General features: G+C 35.1%; 15 protein-coding genes and 1 pseudogene. 6 read left to right on the forward strand and 10 right to left on the reverse strand.

Translation table 11 applies throughout. The features are described 5' to 3' along the window. From H6F62_RS18965 to H6F62_RS18985, 5 genes are all read left to right on the forward strand, one after another. Positions 1-353, forward strand: a 353-nt coding sequence (locus tag H6F62_RS18965; protein WP_190372716.1) for a DUF4351 domain-containing protein, incomplete at its 5' end; no start/stop codon positions are given. A 1113-nt stretch (positions 354-1466) separates the two neighbouring features. Further along, entirely contained in the window at positions 1467-1664 is a 198-nt protein-coding gene (gene rpmI, locus H6F62_RS18970; protein WP_028090710.1) for a 50S ribosomal protein L35, read from the forward strand. Between the two features lie 19 nt (positions 1665-1683). Beyond that, a complete protein-coding gene (gene rplT, locus H6F62_RS18975; protein ID WP_028085520.1) occupies positions 1684-2040 on the forward strand; it encodes a 50S ribosomal protein L20 in 357 nt (118 codons plus the stop codon). A gap of 108 nt (positions 2041-2148) precedes the next feature. Further along, a complete protein-coding gene (locus tag H6F62_RS18980) occupies positions 2149-2934 on the forward strand; it encodes a transporter substrate-binding domain-containing protein (protein ID WP_190372726.1) in 786 nt (261 codons plus the stop codon). A gap of 87 nt (positions 2935-3021) precedes the next feature. Then, positions 3022-3546 carry a tetratricopeptide repeat protein gene (locus H6F62_RS18985; RefSeq protein WP_137909447.1) on the forward strand — a complete coding sequence of 175 codons (525 nt, stop codon included), beginning with the start codon at positions 3022-3024 and terminating at the stop codon, positions 3544-3546. Positions 3547-4191: 645 nt separating this feature from the next. Here H6F62_RS18985 and H6F62_RS18990 read toward each other — a convergent pair. Next, positions 4192-5112 (reverse strand): histone deacetylase, encoded by a 921-nt coding sequence (locus H6F62_RS18990; protein WP_137909446.1) that lies wholly within the window; start codon positions 5110-5112, stop codon positions 4192-4194. A 214-nt stretch (positions 5113-5326) separates the two neighbouring features. Here H6F62_RS18990 and H6F62_RS18995 point away from each other — a divergent pair, with 214 nt between their 5' ends. Next, entirely contained in the window at positions 5327-6430 is a 1104-nt protein-coding gene (locus H6F62_RS18995) for an aromatic ring-hydroxylating dioxygenase subunit alpha (protein ID WP_190372717.1), read from the forward strand. Positions 6431-6551: 121 nt separating this feature from the next. Here the strand turns inward: H6F62_RS18995 and H6F62_RS19000 are convergent, their stop codons facing one another. The 9 genes and pseudogenes from H6F62_RS19000 to H6F62_RS19040 form a co-directional block, all read right to left on the reverse strand. Then, complete coding sequence (locus H6F62_RS19000) at positions 6552-9293, reverse strand: DUF499 domain-containing protein (RefSeq protein WP_190372718.1); 2742 nt, start codon at positions 9291-9293, stop codon at positions 6552-6554. Between the two features lie 411 nt (positions 9294-9704). After that, positions 9705-12407 (reverse strand): DUF1156 domain-containing protein, encoded by a 2703-nt coding sequence (locus H6F62_RS19005; protein ID WP_190372719.1) that lies wholly within the window; start codon positions 12405-12407, stop codon positions 9705-9707. 108 nt (positions 12408-12515) lie between these two features. Then, positions 12516-12767: a hypothetical protein gene (locus H6F62_RS19010; RefSeq protein WP_190372720.1), complete on the reverse strand. Its 252-nt coding sequence runs from the start codon at positions 12765-12767 to the stop codon at positions 12516-12518. Between the two features lie 73 nt (positions 12768-12840). Beyond that, entirely contained in the window at positions 12841-13116 is a 276-nt protein-coding gene (locus tag H6F62_RS19015) for a hypothetical protein (RefSeq protein ID WP_190372721.1), read from the reverse strand. A gap of 73 nt (positions 13117-13189) precedes the next feature. Then, positions 13190-14137 (reverse strand): hypothetical protein, encoded by a 948-nt coding sequence (locus H6F62_RS19020; RefSeq protein WP_190372722.1) that lies wholly within the window; start codon positions 14135-14137, stop codon positions 13190-13192. 91 nt (positions 14138-14228) lie between these two features. Continuing rightward, entirely contained in the window at positions 14229-17579 is a 3351-nt protein-coding gene (locus H6F62_RS19025; RefSeq protein ID WP_190372723.1) for a helicase-related protein, read from the reverse strand. 392 nt (positions 17580-17971) lie between these two features. Then, positions 17972-18850: a CoA-binding protein gene (locus tag H6F62_RS19030; RefSeq protein WP_190372724.1), complete on the reverse strand. Its 879-nt coding sequence runs from the start codon at positions 18848-18850 to the stop codon at positions 17972-17974. A 158-nt stretch (positions 18851-19008) separates the two neighbouring features. Next, positions 19009-20271: an ATP-grasp domain-containing protein gene (locus tag H6F62_RS19035; RefSeq protein ID WP_190372725.1), complete on the reverse strand. Its 1263-nt coding sequence runs from the start codon at positions 20269-20271 to the stop codon at positions 19009-19011. A gap of 206 nt (positions 20272-20477) precedes the next feature. Continuing rightward, positions 20478-20768: pseudogene (locus H6F62_RS19040) on the reverse strand (transposase); the annotation flags it as partial. Positions 20769-21002: the final 234 nt, after the last annotated feature.

Below are 21002 nucleotides of genomic sequence, written 5' to 3' on the forward strand. Positions count from 1 at the left end.
TTTTATTGTCCAAGTTTTCACAATTAAGCCGTCAGGAGATAGAAGCAATGTTTTTAGTGAGTGATATTAAGCAAACAAGGGTCTATCAAGAAGCAAAGCAGGAGGGGAGACAGGAGGGGAGACAGGAGGGGAGACAGGAGGGGAGACAGGAGGGGAGACAGGAAGGTAAAAAAGATGAAGCAACAAACTTACTGCTAAGGATATTATCTAAACGGTTTGGAAAGTTAGGAGATAGTTATATTCAAAATATTAACAGTTTGAATATAGAACAACTGGAAAAGCTAGGAGAAGCATTATTAGATTTTACAGATATTAATGATTTAGAAACATGGTTAAAATCACCAGATAAATAAGCTTATTTAATTGTCAGAATCAGGATATCCAGGATTTTAGGATTTACAGGATGTTATTGAATGATTTTTGGTGGGGAGTTGGTGATTTTTAATCGTTCATTTCTTCTACATGAAGTGTCATTACATATTGAAGTGATGTAATTTTTTCTCTTATTCTTTGTAATATTTCATCGAACATGACATGATTTATGTTGGTTTTCAGGATAGTTTAGGTAATGATAATATCACAATCCTGTACATCCTTTAATCCTGGACATCCTGATTCTGACAATTGAGAATTTCAGATACCCAACAACTTTTAATAATCTTCTCATTTATCACATTAAGTAGGTTGGCGTTAAAAATTGTCGTTATGACAAGGAAACTCTTAACTCTTAACTCTTAACTAGGAAGAGGTTTTGGGCAACTTTACTGTTCGTTACTTATGTCGGTTTTTTCCGTTCATCTACTTATGGGTGCATAACCTAATGGTATACTGTCCGTTCTGTAGTGGGGTGTTAGGTGTCCAGGCTTGCATATTCTCTGAATCAGGATTTACAGGATTGGGAGAGGAATTAAAAACTAGTATAACATCCGCGTTCATTCGCGTTCATCTGCGTTTAATTATCAGAATCAGGATGTTCAGAATTTAAAGATGTTCAGGATGATAATAATGTACTGGATTTTGGTGGATTTTTGGCAGATGAATGAAAATAATGATGTTAATAGTTGAAAAGTTTAATATATATGCGCGGACATATTTCTACTCTTAACATTAGTGTAAACGAAAATTTTCGCCTTGTCAAGTCCTCAAGTAAAATATTTTGTCTGATAGCGAAGCGTGGCGTTAGCCATATCAGGATGTTCAGGATTTAAGAATTTACAGGATGCAGTTTATAAACTGGCGCTGAGGATTTTTGGCAGATGAATGAAAATAATGATGTTAATAGTTGAAAAGTTTAATATATATGCGCGGACAGATTTCTACTCTTAACATTAGTGTAAACGAAAATTTTCGCCTTGTCAAGTCCTCAAGTAAAATATTTTGGGAATCCTTGCCGATATTGCCAATGGGGCATACAATTTGCCTTTTCTCGTATATAATAGTAGATTGTGTTGAATTAAAGCCATCCCATGCCTAAACTAAAGACTCGCAAGGCTGCGGCCAAGAGATTCCGCGCCACCGGTAGCGGTAAAATTGTCCGCCGTAAACCTTTCAAAAATCACTTATTAGAGCATAAATCTTCTAGCAAAAAGAGCAATATGTCAAAAATGGCAGTTGTTCATGAACGGGACGAAGAGAACGTGCGCTTAATGCTTCCATATTTGTAAAAGACACAGGTACTAAGATATGACTCGGGTAAAACGCGGTAATGTAGCTCGTAAACGCCGCAATAAAATTCTCAAATTAGCTAAAGGTTTTCGTGGTTCTCATTCCACTTTGTTTAGAACTGCTAATCAACAGGTAATGAAGGCGCTAAGAAGCGCTTACCGCGATCGCAAAAAGAAAAAGCGTGATTTTCGTCGTCTGTGGATAGCACGTATTAATGCAGCTTCCAGACAACACGGTTTAAGCTACAGCCGTTTAATTGGCAATTTGAAAAAGGCCAATGTGGAACTAAATCGCAAAATGTTGGCACAATTGGCAATTCTTGATCCGGCAAGTTTTGCTAAAATTGCAGAGTTGGCACAATCAGTTAACAGATAAAGGTGGCAACGGATGAATAACGGATGTAACAAATGGCCACTTCGGAAAATTGAAAATTAAAAATCAAGAAGTTTTTTGCAGTTTTTAATTGGAGTAAAACCCTGGGCAATGATGAAGAAGTTACATCTGGTATTATCCGCTACCTTGTTATTGATGGTTTGCCTATTTTTTTTAGGTGGCAACTTGACTGTATCGGCGGGAACAATGGCGGAAATTCAGCAGCGAGGCTATCTAAATCTAGCAGTTAAAGATAACCTCCGTCCTCTAGGTTTTAGGGATGATCAAGGCAATTTACAGGGGTTAGAAATTGATTTAGCCCAGCGTTTAGCCAGTGATTTATTAGGAAAAGCTGATGCTGTAAAATTGCAACCAGTAGCTAATAGCGATCGCTTACCTGTAGTATTTAATCAGCAAGTTGATTTAGCTATCGCTGGGGTGACAGCAACAGCATCACGTTCTCGCATGATTAGCTTCAGTGTTCCCTACTATTATGATGGTGCGGCAATAGTTACAAAAAATACATCTATTCAAGAATTAAAAGATGTAGGAAACCGGAAAATAGCGGTTCTCAACCACTCTAGCACTATTTCCTACTTAAAATATTTTACACCATCTGCTCAATTAATCGCCGTCAATTCCTACCGGCAAGGGTGGGAAAAAATAGAAAATAATCAAGTAGATGGTTTTGCTGCGGATTTTAGCGTTCTTAGTGGTTGGGTGCAAGCATATCCTCAGTATCATATACTAGTAACTAAATTATCAGCAGAACCATTATCTGTAGTTATGCCCAAAGGATTGCAATATGATGAATTAAGACGTAAAGTAAATGAAGCCATTGCCCGTTATACAGTTACAGGTTGGCTAAAAGAAAGGATAGAATATTGGGGATTGTAGTAATTAATCAATGAAGATCCCTAACTGCTTCAAGAAGTCAGATATCTATGACCTAACAGACTTTAATTTAATCAGTATTTGTAGACAATGGATAACAATTTAGTCATCATTTATCTCTCAACTTTTGTTGGTTTACTGGCATTTGCTGGTGTAAGTGTTTTTCGTCAAGTATTCAAAACTCGGAAACTTGAAAACTCCCTCAACAAGTTAAAAAACAAATTAACTAAAGAAAAAGGCACTGCTCAAGAATACTATGAATTAGCTAGTATTTATTCAGAAAAAAAAGTATTTAGCCAAGCCATAGTCCTATTTCAAAAAGCTCTAAAAGCAGCCGAAGAAGAGGGAGAAGAATCTATTGCTCCCATTTACAACGGCTTGGGATATGTTTATTTTGCTCAAGAACAATATGATTTAGCAATTCGTCAGTATAAAGAAGCTATCAAATTGAACCCAGACTATGTATCAGCCCTAAATAATCTCGGACACGCTTATGAGAAGAAAAAATTGAATGCTCAAGCGTTAGAAATGTATGAAGCCACCCTCAAATTAGCACCTAATAACGCCGTTGCTAAACGTCGGGCTGAGTCTTTGCGTCGCTTAGTTTCTGTTTAGTTTTATGGCAATTCCCATTCAAGTGAGGGACAAAAATCCAGAATTAAACGCAGATAAACGCAGATGATTCTGTTTATGGTGACAGATTGTAGATGAGATTTTGTCCATGAAACTAAATACTATCAGACTTTTTCTCAGCCCTGTCCCTAGTTTGAAGCGTATTTTTAGCTGTCTCGCGTCTTTTCAATTGTTTCAATCACTGCTAAACCTATACTAGAAAATGTCATTAGTATAATTACTGATGCGAAAAAAGCAGTGGTCAGCATTTGGAGCGCCTGATCAAAAAAAATATAGGTGGTCATTTGTTCACCTTCTGAACTTTAGATAACTACTGGTACTATTTAGGAAATTCCCAGCAGTTATATCTTAACAAAACTTTAGCTCTTTCATGACATGATAACAAAGTTTTATTATCAAAAATTTGTTCAATTTTCACTATATTCAGTGAGGTAAAATACAGAAAAACATTTCCAGTAAAATTAAAGTAAAAATTACAACTAATTCCCTTTACCCAAAACATAGTAAAGGTAATAAATTTTACTTAATTATCTTGGTACTAACCATGGAACTTATATCGTTATTCTGTAGGTAATAAAGTCTTAAATGTAGTGGAATATTGAACTAGTAAAAAATGCTTAAAAAAGACTAACTAACACAGGTTTGAATAGTAGCAATTACTGATTTAGCAAGACTTGGTAAATCATAACCTCCTTCTAAACCAAACATAATTTTTCTGGTTATACTCAAACAATATTCTGTAAATAAACTAAAATCTTCTGGTTGTAAATTCATACTTGCTAAAGGATCATTAGTATTAGCATCATAACCAGCGCTGACAATTAGTAAATCTGGGGAAAAATTGGTTAAAAATGGTAATATATCTTTTTCCCATAGGGGTTGATAGACAGTAATATCACTACCAGGAGGAATAGGTAAATTTAACACATTATTGTGTAAACCCTGTTGTGAAGCATCCCCTGTACCGGGATAAGCTGGATACTGGTGAAGAGAAATATAAGCAATTTGTGGGTGAGTTTCGACTATTGCTTCCGTACCATTACCGTGATGTACATCCCAATCTAGGATAGCAACGCGCTTAATTCCGGGTTGTTGTAAAGCGTAAAAGGCTGCGATCGCTGCATTGGAAAATAAACAAAAACCCATGCCCGTATCACTGACCGCATGATGTCCAGGTGGACGCGCTAAGACAAAAGCCGGATCTGCTGTATTAATAACTATATCAACTGCATCCAACCAAGCACTAACCGCTAACAAAGCGACATCATAACTACGGGGAGAAACGGGAGTATCCCTGTCTAAATAACCACCACCATTAGCAGCGATATTTTTAACTTTGTTAATATAAGTTGTAGAATGAACACCTTCTAGCCAAGACATTAAAGAGGGTTTTGATATAACTGGTGTAGGTAGTTTCCAGGTAATCTTTTCCGCAAAACTCGCAGTTTTTAAAGCATCAACTATAGCTGTTAACCGGGCTGGTTTTTCTGGGTGGTAGATGCCAGTTTTGTGGTTTAAAAACTCCTCAGAATAAATAACTTGTAACATATTTATACATTTAGCAGCTGCAAGATTAGATAATTATGGCAGGGTTAGGAAACTTTTTGAGGTTATATGTTAATTATATATTAATATATTATGTTAGTTGGGTAGGTTCTGGTTAATTGTCAACTCCCAACTGACGGTACTCAAGATAACTGTTTTTTAGGGTTGTTCATGATAGGTATAGACTAACTGCTTCACTGCAAGTCAAACCCTAAACATGAACACAAATATAGATAATTTTAACTCAGTTCGTAAACCTAAAATTTTCAATCAATCAGCAAGTTTTGTTGAAGGTTGGTATTGGGTATTACCTTCTCAATCTTTGTTTGTGGGTGAGGTGAAACCCGTGACAATTTTGGGGAGAGATTTGGTAGTATATCGAGGTCAAGACAGACGCGCGATTATTTTAGATGCTTACTGTCCGCACATGGGTACAAGTTTAGCTCAAGGTAAAATTGAAGGTAATGAATTACGCTGTGTTTTACATCGGTGGAAATTTGATGCAGAAGGTATTTGTGTTGATGTTCCCGATTTAGATGAACCCATAGCTGTTAAAGCTAAAACTTGGCCAGTCGCGGAACAATATGGCATAATTTGGGTATGGACTGGGGAAACTCCACAACAACCCTTACCTTTTATTTTAGATTGGGAAAATCAAGAATTTGATTTTGCTCTCGGTGGGGAATTTAGTATTAATTGTCATCCTCATGTACTACTTCTTCAGGGTATTGATACACAACAAATTAATATAGTTTATAAATTGCCATTAAAGATGGTTTTGGAGAAACAAGAACTCAATCAAAATGCGATTATTTTTAATACAATTACCAACATTACTAGTAAGTCATTTTGGTTAAAACTCTACCGTAAGTTTTTTAATAGTTCCCTGAGTTATAGTATTTGTTATTGGTATGGTACAACAAGTATAATTTCCTTTGGTAATGATTTAACCCATCTGCACATAATATTTACCACTCGGATCTTACCGGGAGGAAAAACTCAAGGACAAACATTATTAATGTGCAAAAAACGTCAAGGTATGTTCGGAAAGTTGATTAATAAATTGATACTACGGCTAGGAAAAAGAATTAGCGATCGCTTACTTAAAAATCATGATAAAATATTACAAACTATGCGGTTTTATTTAAAAAATCCTATTAAAGCTGATTTGTCAATTATCCAGTTTATTAACCATTTGGAACGACAGAAACCTCTCACCCATGAAACTTGGCTATTACCCAGGGAAAAGGAAAGGGAGGAAGAAGTGCGTGAAGAGAGAGAAAAACGGGAAAAATGGCGAGATGAATTAGTTAATGACTAGTTAATAACTAGTTAATAACTAGGGGACTGGATTTTGCTCTATACCCCACCTTAACCCTCCCCTTGTGAAGGAGAGGGGACTGGATTTTGCTCCATACCCCACCCTCATTCTCTCCTGATGATTATTTTTCATCTTCTTCCCAATTCAAAATTTTTGAATCCAATTGTCTTAGGGTTTCTTTAACTGTATTGTCTAGTATATGATGGTCATAACCCTGAATTGATTCTGCTTCGATTTCAATGGTGATTTTAATATTAGATTCTCCTGCTTGCAATGGTGTAATTACACCACGGATTATATGTGATAGTTTAGCCCAGGGTATATCTGCTTTAAATTTGACTTTTTTAACTTTGGTAGTTTTGGGTTCATTGGTAGAATTGACATGATAAGTTCCCGTTGCAGTTTGCACTTTATCAGAATTGACTAGAGAATTTTCGATTGTTGAATTAGTTGCATTACCAGACGAGGTTTGACTGATATTTTCTGTGGTTTCACTACTATGGGAATTTCCATGATCATCAGATTTAGTTTGTAACTGTGCTTTTTCCGCTTGAGCAATTTCAGGACGTACTACAATAGCTGCTAATGTGATTTCATTCAGATTGTCGTCGTCATCTTGATAATAAAGTTGACCATTAAATCTAATCCCCAATTTACCCTCTTTAACTCCTGTTTTCACTGCTTCTAAAATGACTGATTCATTTTCTAATAACGGTTTATGTCCAGGAGTTCTCAGAAAGTTATTATAAATATCCTGTAAACTTTTCTCAGTTTCATTAACACTCAATCCTTTGTTTAAAAGTACATTTGCTGCAATCTTAGCATTAATTGATCGTTGATGTTTGAGGTGATTTTCTACCCGTTCTAGCCAAGAATTACCTTCTACTTTTGTAGCTGTACTAAAATCATTATAATCTATAGTATTTTGACCACACCATGCTAGATGACGATAAGTGATCCTCAAATTATCTATCATCTTTTCTTCTGCTTTTGTCAATTTATCTTGTAAATCAGCTTTAGATGATAAGGAAAGATTCTTTTTCAGGTCTTGATCTTCAGTGATAGCAGTTAACGCTAGATAACGTTTTAAGCTGGTTTCTAGTGTTACATAACTATTAGCATCTGCAATTACTAAAAATACAGTATTTTTATAAACGCGAAAAGAAGTATTGCTAAATAATTCCTGGGTAAATTGCTCAGTTTCCTGATCTCCCTTTTTATAATTAGGATGTAAAATCACTAATTTAAACTTAGTATGATCAGGAATATCCTTAGACTCTTTCCAAATATGAGTTTCAAAAAATTTACCCTTAGGCTGTGCTTTGATTAATTCCCGTAATTTATCTGTAATTTGTTCATCATCAATTAACTGCTCCTTATCAACAATAACCCGGTTTAAATTGGGTTCATTTTTAAAGCTATAAAGACGTTTTTCCTCATGAAAATACCAAAGATTATCTGCTAATTTAGCTATAGCATCTCCAATGATCATGGCAGGAATATTATCATTAAGTAGGGCTATTCTCAACCAAGATAAATTAACTCCTCTTCTGTCTGAACCGCTAAAAGAATAGAAAAATACTCCCGTTGCTAATTTAGACGCAATATTATATTTTTCATATTCACTCCCCATATCTCTATCAATCTGTTGAGATTTACCCATAATATCAGAAGTAATAATACTATCAAATGGATCACCAATATGTTTAATTAGTTCTCGCTTTAATATGGGATTTGCCAGATTTATTTGTGATGATTGAATTAAAGGGTCTGCACCTTTTTTATAAATGTCCTTAATCACTTCTGCTAATAGTCTTAATACTCCTCTAGTCCGTTGAAATTTAGGAAACGAACCCCATCTTTCATACAAAATATCTATCAATTCGGGATGAAATGGATAAGCTTGTTCTATTTTAGTCCGATAGCTAAGTTCTTTAACTTCCGAGGGTACATCATTACCTAATTGTTGATAAAGACGAAAATAGGTTTCTGCTGTTTGTTTATGTTGGTTAATATCTCCTATATTGTCAAATAACCGTTTTCTGACAACTTCATAAATTTCTATACCATCTACAGGTACATAAATACTCTCTACTCTACCCGATACTTTTTCTAATTGAGATAATGCTCTAGTTGCAGCCTCATCAAATTTTTCTAAATCACTTTTTGGTAAGGTTAAAATTAATACGGAATTACTAGAAGCAGCAATGACCTCCGTAATTTCTTGTAAAAATACTAACGTTTGTCCTTGGGCAATTTTTTCCTGTTTTTCTAATTCATTAGCTTTGGTAATATATGCTAATAATTCATCTATTAAAATCAAAACTGAGCCACTTTGTTTGATGATTTCTCTTAAAATCTCTTTTCCGGGAGCAATACGTTTTTGGTCATGGTCTTTAATTAAATGATAACAACCCAGTTGTTCTGCTATTTCTCCCCAGGGAGTTTTCCCATTAATCACATCTGCTTCTGTGCCTAAAAATACCGCTACCTTGGTATGGGGAATGGATAAATTATTTGCTAAAGATTGAATTTGTGGTAAATGATTAACTTCATGAAATGATTTAACTAGATGATAAATTGCTAATAAAGAATGGGTTTTACCACCACCAAAGGGGGTTTGTAGTTGAATAACCTTATCTCCTATACTATTAGTTATGCAGCTTAAAACGTTACAAATTAATTTTTGTAAACCGCTAGTTAAATAGGTTTTTGCAAAGAATAAGCGAGGGTCTAAATATTCTTGGGGTGCTGTACCTTTAACCACTTCTGCAATATCCACAGCAAAGGATGATTCGTTAAATGTCCCGTCACAAATTTCTTTTGTTGGGGTGGCAATATTCCACCATGCTGGTAATGTCATTGTTTTTTCTCCTGTTGATTTTTGATTGACTAAGTAGGTTGGCGTTAAAAATTGTCGTTATGACAAGGGAACTCTTAACTGGGAACAGGGAACAGGTTTTGGGTAACTTTACTTTTCGTTACTTATGTCGGTTTTTTTCCATTTACCTACTTATATTTACCGTAGGTTGGGTTGAGGAACGAAACCCAACATTTGTAAGTTACAGTGTTTTCCGCGCTAATAAGGTACAAAATTGAATCATGAAACTCTTGTGGTGCGGGCATCTTGCCCGCTAGATATGTACCTGATAACACCGGGAACTGCTGTATTATTTGTTAGCTTTTGTTGGGTTTCACTTCGTTCTACCCAACCTACGGACTTCAGATCCTCTCCCCATAGAAAAGAGGTGTAATAATTTTCCAACAACCCTAATTAAAATAACCCTAATTGTTTACCTTCATTTCCTCCCTTTTGATAACTTTCCCGTCCATAAAGTAAACCTTGTAACATTTGCTTCTCCTTATCACCATCTGGTAATACTTCAGAAATAGATTGTGCTACTTGCCAAAAGGCATTATTGTTTAATTGTCCCGTGTTGGTTAAAAGTTCTGTAATTTTCTCTCTATTATTCTTCTCCCATAATAATAACATTTGATGCAGGATATCAATCATGTTTTCTAGTTTTTCTTGGTCAATAAATTTTTTATCTCTGTCCTTGGGACTGAGGACAGTAATAAATTCTTTATCTTTCTTAATAAATCCCTTATTCCAATATTCGGTAATTTCTATACCACAAGCAGAGGCTAATTTTCGTCCTTCGTCAAATATGACTTTACTATTACCAAATGTCCAGCGCCATAGTAAATAAAATCGGGTTTGGGGGTCAATTCCTCCTAGTTCTTGGGGGTTTTTGAGAATTTTAGTTAATGCGTATTCACTAACAGTCTTACGGATAAATTCTAATAGAGTTGCTGCTGCTATGGTCTCTCCTGCGTAGGTTTCCACAGTCGCATATTTTCCCACTATTTCTAATGCAGGACCAATAGCAGAAATAAAGAAATCACTACCGCTGATTCCTTGACTCCAAAAATGCTCTAATCTTTCTTGGATTTTTTCCTGTATTTCGGTTTCTATTTCTTCAAAATAGGCTGTTTCTGCACTGGTGCGTTTACGACATACCATATATATTGAAGATGCTAATGCTGCTGATTCTTTTGCTCTCATTCTGGCTTGCATTTCACTATGAATGGGAATACTTGCTGTTAGATATAAGTTAGCTTTGGAAAGCGCATTAATAATAGTTTCCCAAGCATCTGTAGATTTATGGGCAAAAACAATGACAGCTATTCCTAATGGTTTTAAGGTGCGGGAAATTTCTTGAAACGCTTGACCGATTTTTTCTTCAAAAAATTGTTTTCCTGCTTCTGCACCACCGTTATGACTATAAGCTACTGCTTCATCAGATTTAGGAGTTAAGGGAGTGGCAAATAATTCGGGGTAATATTCTCCGATAGTTCTGGATAACCAAACATAGAAAAAATCTGATAAATAAGAATAGGGAATACTATCATAATAAGGAGGATCTGTAATTATTGCATCAAAATAATTATCAGGATAGGGTAAATTTGTAGCCGATGATTGGGTTGTTGTAGCAAAATTAATAGAAGATATAGAATTATTTTCAATTACTCTATTAATCCAATTTAAAGCAGAGTTGAAATCTCCTGTTGCTTCACTTGCAGGATTTAATTCAAGATAATCCCAAATCATTGGTAATGCTTGTCTTGTAAAAGTATTACCTACAAATTCACCATTACAAACCCATCTTGTCAAGATTGAATTATAATCGACTAATCTATCAACACCTAAAGCCAAATAAGTAGCGATCGCTTTTGCATAATCTTCATCATAACCTTCTTGTAAAATTAATTGATGAGCCTGTTTTACCGCATCAGCAAACGTAATTAAAGCCAATTGTTGACGGGAATTAAATAAAGATCCCCAGGTATTCATTCCATAAACCCAAACATTAATCACACCAAAAGTAATTGGTACTCTGGTTAAAGGTTCATCAGGAACAGGATCAATACCCCACTTATCCCATAACTCATTGCGCTTAGATTCTAAATAAGATTGAGCATGATTAAATATTTCCATATCTTCAGCGGTTGCTAACCGATAGGTTTTACCAGATGATTTAGGATTGTGTAAAACTACCGCTACCATTCTTTGACTAGCAATACCATCTATAAATTGTTTTCTGGTATCCTTGTCAGTTAAACTACTACCACAACAGGGACAAATAACCTTAGCTCTTGCTACCGTACCCGTTGCAGGATCAAAATCAATATTATCATTTTCCACAATGGCAAAATCAATTTGATTATTTCCTGATTCATGAATAATCGGAATAATTTTTAAAGCAACTTTTTTGTTATCTTTTTTAGCTAACCACAGATTAGAAGTTAAGGGAATTTCTACCCTACAATCAGGATTTTGACAAGTAACCGTTCTCATCCAATAATAACCTACAGGGATGCGTCCATCGGTTTCATGGGGGTAAAATTTACCGATTTCTTTCTTGGCTGTTTCTAATACCCAATTACCCCATTTTTTCACATCTTCCAATAGAGGATTATAGGTTTGTGGAGTTTCTCCTCCTGTAGTTTCCTTAAATATTCTAGTTTTTAATTGTCCATATTTTTGGGGAAATTCTAAAGTAGCTTTTTCAATTAAAACCGCTACAGGGTTTAAATCATTAGCGAAGGTTTCACAACCCAATCTTAACGCTTCTAAAGGAATAGAACCACCACCAGAAAAGGGGTCTAAAACCTTGGGAGGAATACCACCATGAGCTTGTAAAATATCTGCCCTAGCTTGATTTAATAATTCTTGATTATTAGCATTTTCCCATTTAGAAAGTTCTGCAATAAATTGATTTTTCTGGTTCATTTCTGATGCTGTAAAAGCGGGAACTAAAGCAGCATAAATAGTAGCACGGGAAGCAGCTAAGGGTTTTCTTGACCACCAAATATGTAAAGTAGAAATATGTCCATGTCTAATGTTTTTTTCTTTAGCGGAATATTCGCTAACTTCTTGGATAGGGAATGATTGTTCAATAGCTGCTTGGTTCATGGTTTTGGTGGTGATTTTGGTAGTGATTTTGGTAGTGATTTTGTTGGTTGTGAGGTTTTCAGATCCCCAAATTATCTCACAATTGGGGGATCTGGTTCAGATTTCTGGTTAATTTTGCGGTAAATAGGAATCAATTAACTGCTGAAATTCCTCTACAGAGTTAACCTGAATACTAGGTAAAAGTAAATTTTCCAGGATAGACATATCATCAATTTGCTTGATAGTATAGATCATCTTTTCTGGAAGATTAGCAAATCTGTTAGAGAGGATTTTGATAATGTTTTCTTGACGAGTTTTTCTAGCACCAATTTCCTTACCTTTGGCTTGGGCGTTTTCTTCGATAGTGCTGAGGAATGGCATATTTAACTCCTGTTCGTAATCATCTAGGTTTCAAATCCCCAATTTCTTAAAGAAGTCGGAGATCTGAATTTGGTTAATTTTGCGTTACATAAGAATCAATTAACTGCTGAAATTCCTCTACAGAGTTAACCTGAATACTAGGTAAAAGTAAATTTTCCAGGATAGACATATCATCAATTTGCTTGATAGTATAGATTATTTTTTCTGGAAGATTAGCAAATCTGCTAGAGAGGATTTTGATAATGTTTTCTTGGCAATTTTTTCTAGCACCAATTTCCTTACCAATTTCCTTACCAATTTCCTTACCTTTGGCTTGGGCGTTTTCTTCGATAGTGCTGAGGAATGGCATATTTAACTCCTGTTCGTAATCATCTAGGTTTCAAATCCCCAATTTCTTAAAGAAGTCGGAGATCTGAATTTGGTTAATTTTGCGTTACATAAGAATCAATTAACTGCTGAAATTCCTCTACAGAGTTAACCTGAATACTGGGTAAAAGTAAATTTTCCAGGATAGACATATCATCAATTTGCTTGATAGTATAGATTATTTTTTCTGGAAGATTAGCAAATCTGTTAGAGAGGATTTTGATAATGTCATCTTGACGAGTTTTTCTAGCTCCTTTGGCTTGGGCGTTTTCTTCGATAGTGCTGAGGAATGGCATATTTAACTCCTGTTCGTAATCATCTAATTTGGTTTCAAATGCTGTTTGTAATGGTAGTGGTAAAGTCATCATTTTATCAATGATCTTGACTAGATTAATAATATCAAACCTAGTTAAGCCTCTTTGATATAATGCTCTAACCAAACTCCATTTCCATTGTTCTCTTGCAGTTAAATTACTAGTGGTAGCTTTGGTTTTCAGATGTGCCATGACTATTGTAGCAAAGAGATTATCATTTGTGTTCAAATATTCCCATTCATAATCTAATAGTTTGACTATACTAAATTCCATTTTGACTCGACTATTACCTAAACCGTATTCATAACTATTTGGTCGCCAATTTTTGTTTTCATCTCCTAATATTGCTAAACTAATTACTGGTTTATGAAATAAATCATAAGAGCGATAATTATAGATAAACATTCTTTGGGAAAATTGTTTATCATATTGACTTTGCACTTCTATATGAATCAAAATCCAAATTATTTCATTATTTAATAAACTAACTTGAAATAATTTATCTGCATACCGTTTTTCTGTCTGACTTGAGGCTGTAATTTGTTCCAATTCTTTATCTAAGGATATTGGTTGTTTAGTCCAGTCAATTTGTTGATGAATTTCTGGATAAAAGAACTGTAAGAATAATTCAAAATATTCTCCTATTGCTTCTTTCCATGTTTCATCATAATTTGCCGTAATTTCCGTCATGATTACTATTTTTTCCCTGGTTAATGATGGTTAATGATTCTATTATTATATCAGATACCCGACTTTTTTAAGAAGTTGGGTATTTAAGAAGCTAACTCTGATAATGTTCACAATTAGCATGATAGCGCCAATCATTCACAATATAACGAATTACACTTACTTCCTCATCAGGTTTAAGACAAAGTGCAGGATTTTGAATTTTGTGTAATTTAGGATTAGTTGCCGCATTTTCCACAATATAAAGCCAATATTCATCCCCTAAACGATTAGCCATGACCCATTCATTGGGAGTTAAAGAAATTGACCCAGAACAGGATCTAGCCTTAACTTCAATATAACGATATTTCCCTAAATTATCCCAGGAACGAATGTCATAACCAACATCTTTTAAAGAAACATCTTCAGGATTTCTTTGTTCTTTTTGCTCATATTCCATAGCAGTTTTCATACCAATTAATTCAATTTCTTTGTTATTGTGTTGCTCAGAATTAGTAGCTGTTGGTATGACTTGAATAACGCTTAAAATCTCAGGTTCAGAAAGATAAAGATTAGTTTCTACTCTGATATCTTTTTCTAACTTGAGTTTTTTCTGTTCTAAATCATCACGGTGACGCTGTTCATTGCCCATAATGACATCAGGAATATTATGACCTTTGATTCTTCTAATTTCATAGTCAGTTAATTTAGCTTCTGACTCTAAAATTAAAGCATCAATGGATTTTAATCCGTATTTTCGCTTAATTTGAGCATCTGATAACCGTTTTTGTAATAATTCTTGTTGATAGGGGTCTAAATAGTTATCTAAAATATAAGCTATAGCATCTTCCAGTTTAGATTTCAGATTGCTAACTTTTAATTCTTCTCTTAATTTGTCTATAATTTCTGTAGATTCATCATTGGGTTTTAAATCCCATAACACCGCAGGATTAACAATTTGAAAATTATCTAACTTGTCTTGATATAAACACACTAATTTGCGTCCGGCTATTTCTCCATTACCATCTTTAATTTCACCAGACATAAACCACAATAAACCATCCCATTTACCATCAGGATCTAAAAAAACTGCACCTTGATCTATTTCTTTTTGATATTGTTTAAATAAATACTCTAAAATTGCTTCCATTAAAGGATGACCACTGGTAACAAGTTCTACTTTTGCTTGGAAAGAGGTTTTTTTATCAAAACCAAATCTTAAATATTCTCGTTGCACTTCTCCATATTTAAGTTTAAATTCATGGGGTTGATTTCTTAACTCAAAGGGTACATTAGGAATGCGCCAAAAACCATCTTGACGTTTTTCTACCTTAATTTTTAAATGTTTAGTTGCTCGTAAAAAGAACCTTTCTATATATTCTGGTACAAGACGATTTTCCTTAGCTGTACGCTGTTCTTCATTAATGTGAGATAAATCAATATGACGAGTAGCTAGGGCTTCTAAACTAGCTTGTTTAACTTTATTAATTGCCTCCATATCTGGAACTTTATCCATGTCTGCTAAGATATCATCTATGGTTCTTTTATTAGCAATAGCTTCTAAAATTAAATCCTTTAAACTAGCACCTTGTAAAACATCACCAATAACATCAAAAACTCTATCTCCTAGAGCTTCTTTCATTGCTTCTAACTTATCAAATAACTTTTGTAAAACCTGACCTTCCCTAGTATCCAAAGCCACTAAATTGTAAATATGCACTTGATGTTTTTGTCCATAGCGATGAATTCTACCCATTCTTTGTTCTAAGCGATTAGGATTCCAAGGAATATCATAATTAACCATTAACCAACAAAATTGTAGATTAATACCTTCACCTGCGGCTTCCGTAGCTACCATAATTTGAGTTTTATTTTCAAACTCATATTCAGCTTTAATCCGAGCATCCATATTTAACCCACCATGAATTACAGTAACACTGTATTGCCAATTTTTCATTTTTTCAGCTAAGTATTCCATGGTGTCTTTTGACTCAGTGAAAATTAATAATTTTTCGCCGCTTTCCCTGATTTTTCTTTCTTCTAAAACTTCCCGGAGACGATTGAGTTTAGTTTCAATTTCTTGCTTCTCTACTGCTTTAGCTAACTTAACTAAAAACTTTAAGCTAGTAATTTCTAACTTTAATTCATCTAAAGATTCTGCTGAGGTTAATTTAGCTAGTAATTCTTCTTCTTGATTGTAACGTTTATCATCTTCTAAATCTTCTAAGTAGTCTTCATGATAGAGACCATCCTGAATTAATGTACCTTTTTTATATAAATCTTCTAAGCGTTGTTGACGACGTTCTAAAGATTTGAGAACTGCTCGCACACTAGAAGCCAAACGTCTTTGGAGAACAGTTAAAGCAAAAGCAACATTACGTTTTTCTTTTTGCAGAGCTTTGTTAAAGTTTTTTTCTACATAATCAGTGACAGCATCATAAAGTTTTTTCTCATCTTGATTCAGATAATATTTAATAGTTTCCACTAACCGGGGTAGAAATAAAGGTTGACCATCAAAGTTTTTTAGATCTTCCTTTAAACGACGTAAAAATAAAGGATTATCCTGATCCTCAATAGAAGTTGCTAACATTTCTGTATTAGCAAAGAAGTTAGGCTGGAGTAAGTCTAAAAATAATTTGAAATTTTCAGGATCTCCTCGATGGGGTGTAGCCGTTAATAGAATTAAATATTTAGAATTAGTAGATAGGGTTTCTCCTACGGTATAACGTGCGGTTTTACTGATTTTCTCACCATATTTGTAAGCAGACATTTTATGAGCTTCATCAACGATAACTAAGTCCCATCTAGCATCGTTAAAAGCTGACTGTACATCATTTTGTTTGATAAAATCAAGGGAGGTAATAATTTGGGGAAATTCCGTCCAAACATTTTGACTCCAATTAGCATTAATTACTCCTCTGTCAACTATGGAAAACCTTTCAGAAAACCGATCTTTCATTTCTCGTAGCCATTGATTTTTTAAGTGACCAGGAACAACAATTAATACCCTATTTACTAAACCTCGATATTTTAATTCTTTAATCAATAATCCCCCCATAATAGTTTTACCAGCGCCGGGGTCATCTGCTAATAAGAAACGAATATTAGGACTTTTAAGAATATAATGATAAATAGCCTCAATTTGATGGGGTAATGGGTCTACTTGGGATGCACTGATCCCATATAGGGGGTCAAATTGAAAAGCATTGCGAATGCGTGTTCCCTCTAAATATAAAAATACTGATTCAGAATTACCTGTAAATTGGAATTGTGCTTCTTTTTGTTCTTGGAGATCAATTAATTCTTGAATAGGAATAACAGGATCATAATATTTATTAGTATTAATACCAACAGCTTCTATTTTCACTCTGGAAGTCCCTATCATTTTAAATGATGAAAGTTTTACGGGTTCAGGAAATTTATCCCCGCAAATAATGATTCCTGGTTGTAACTGTTCTATTTTCATGATTTATACCTCTAAAATCGCCAAAATTCTTGATTCCTGATGGCTTGGGAATTAAGATCTAAGTAGGTTCTATTGTCTTTACTTACCTATAGAAATTATACAGTAAATAATTGAAAAAATAGCGGACTTACGCAAAATATTCCTCAAACTTTCATTTCTCTGTGTTCTCTGTGCCTTTGTGGTTCGTTATTCCCTATTCCGTGACTCGTGCGTAAGTCCTAAAACATTTACAAAACTGATGTCATCTATCTGAAGATAGATATTGCAATACCAACTCTTTCAGTATCTCGTGATTTCTCCTCAAAAAGCGATCGCCAAGCTTTTCAGAAGTTTCTTAGTCCTGAAAAAGTAAAATCTATGACCCAAGTTTTTTAAGTATATGCAGATGTTAGTTAAATTAGCTTTTGCAGTAATTCAGGAATTTGAGACGGACTATCGGCCAGAGGAATTTTTAGGGACTTAAAAGCAGCCAATTTACTTTCTACCGTGCCAAAATTAGCAGAACGTCCAATTACAGTGGCTAAAGTTCCTGTTTGTTGCCAATTTTGTGTGGGTGGTGCGTGTCTACCGGCAATATAAGCAACTACAGGTTTATCAATTGTTTCTGCAATATATTTTGCTGCTGCTTCTTCACTTCCTCCTCCAGGTTGACCGATTAAAACAATAGCTGCTGTGGTGTCATCTTCATCGAGAATTTGTAACCATTGCAGAAATGAAGAACCGACAATAGTATCACTGCCAATACTAACACTAATTGACTGTCCCAAACCCACCTTTGTTAACTCCCAAGCGACTTCATAGGTAAGGGTACTACTACGGCTGACAATTCCCACAGGACCTGGGATATAAAATTCACGTTCCTGAGTACCCAGCAGAATTTTCCCAGGAACGATAATTCCCGGACTATTTGGACCGATAATTAGGGTTTCACCTGCTTCTGTTTTCCTAAGTAATTGCACCATATCCAGAGGTGGGACACCAGCAGTGATAATAATAATTTGGGGGATATGAGACGCTATTGCTTCTAAAGCTGCATCCAAAACTTGATCCGGTGGAACACAAATAATTGTTGTGTCAATCTGTCCAAATTTGGCAATAACCTCCTCAACTAAATCAAATACTGGTAGATTATATATTTGCTGTCCACCATGTCCAGGATTGACACCAGCTACCAAATTTGTACCATAAGCTTGCATTTGAGCAATATGATTTGCTGATATAAATTCACAAAATCCCTGGATTAAAACTTTACTTTCTGGTGTTAAGTTCATAATTTGTTAGTGGTCAGTTGTCAGTAGGTAGGTAATTCAATTTGTAAGTAATCAGCTTGTAAGTAATCAGCTATGACAATCCTTCATCCCCGGATCCCATCACCTGAATTATTGCTTTAATTTTTAACTTTTAAGTTTTAACTTTTAAGTTTTAACTTTTAAGTTTTAACTTTTACTTCCCTGTTCCTCTTTTTATCCTCAGGTAATTTCACTAAACGAACTGCTTCCTTAACTGCTTCATCTAAATTTTCCACAAGTACCAGTGATTGATTGGTATTTTTAAATGTGGCTAGATATTCTCTGACATCATTAAATTGAGAACCAACTAAACGCAGAACTAAACGGGGTAAATTTACCTGATTTTCACCCTTGTTACTGTTACCATTAGCAATTGACATCTCAGATCTGATTTCACTTCTATCTAATTGCAGAAATTTACTGATAATTTCGGGAAATTGGTCAAGTTGAGGAATAGTTCCTAAAAAGTTGATTAAAATAACTTGAATACTTTGATCTGCCGCCAAAGTTTTCAAACTACTGATCAAGCGATCGCTAAAAGTCGTTGATTTAGTATCACTCATAAATGAATGACGCAAGTTGACACATTTACCAGGTTTACCACCTGCATAAACAACCGCATCCAATGTTGTGAATATAGACCCTTTCCCGTTACCTACGATACCAATTTTACCGGGCATTTCTAAGCTATCCCAACTGCCTAAAAAGTCGTTCTTTTTTTGACTACCATGACGACGGCCAACCATTTTTGCGGCCATGTCAGCTATTTCGGGATGACGGTTAATAGCTCGCTCATTAACCCTGATTTTACCATTCAAAGCCATGACCTGACCCATTGAGTTCACACCCAAAGGATTAATTTCTACTAGGTCTAAATCTTTCTGGATAAATAACTGGTAGAGTTTCTCAACAATATTGCTCACAGACTGCATCAAAGTACCCTGCAAACCCATTTTCAAAGCCAGTCGTCGAGCGTAAAATGCAGAAAATTCCTGTTCAACAACCACGTGCTGGAATTTTTCTCCTGCTGTTTCCCAGTCAATATTTGCTTCTGTACAACCCAATAAAACGGGACGACACAGCGCAGTATCCAAAACTACAGCAAGATAAAACTCCTCTTGAGCATCATACTTTGATTCTGCCAATAAGACTTCTGGGAATTGTCCCCAAATTGGTAGATTAAATATATTTTGTGCCGCAGCTATGGCATCAATGGTCGTTTCTACGATTCTCACCCCACCAGCTTTTTCTCTTTCCCCCCCTTGTACCTGGGATTTCAGCACAATCGGGTAAGGAATTTTTAAGCGTTTTAAATCTGTGGGATGATCTATTCTTTGGGATGGTAGGACAGGAATCCCGATTTTACCAAACCATTCTTTAACTTGATACTCCAATAAATCCATTGAGATACACCTTGTATTGACAACTCCAACGCTATATATTCTTGATAATATCTAATATTCTGCACGATCCTGAAGATTATGGAATTTGGCTTTGGTTAACTGAAAAATTTCTTTTGCCATTGTCTAATTTTTGACGCTCCCCGGCCTATAGAGGGACGGTGATTCTTGTTTCAATGAGCAACCTTACTCAAACTTGTTACCAAGTCTCAGCAGAGGGTCATCTCTCCACAAGCGTTATTAGTTTCCGTCCGGCCGACGGTACTTAAATCATAGCCACTTTGTCTTAGTGCTTTAGTGAGAATGTTAATTGCAGCATTGTGGTCACGGTCGAGAACACAACCACATTTACAAACATGACTTCTAACTGATAGGGATTTTCTAACTATTTCTCCGCAATTAGAACAATTTTGAGAAGTATATTGTGGTGCAACTGATACAATTACACGACCATAGACTTTACCAAAATATTCTAACCATTGAGTAAACAATGACCAAGAAATTTTAGATTTTAGATTTTAGATTTTAGATTTTAGATTTTAGATTGGGAATTTTCGGTACAAGTAGGGGGCAACGGCCGTTGACCCCTACAATTTCAGGGCGGAACTAATCCAAAATTGTTAATCTAAAATCCCCAAGCTCCACACTTGAGGGTGGAGTCAATCCAAAATCCAAAATCGTAAATCCAAAATCCACTGACCATCCAGCATCACTAATTGATTTGGCTAATTTGC

Source organism: Anabaena sp. FACHB-1391 (genome assembly GCF_014696755.1).
Lineage (GTDB): Bacteria > Cyanobacteriota > Cyanobacteriia > Cyanobacteriales > Nostocaceae > Dolichospermum > Dolichospermum planctonicum.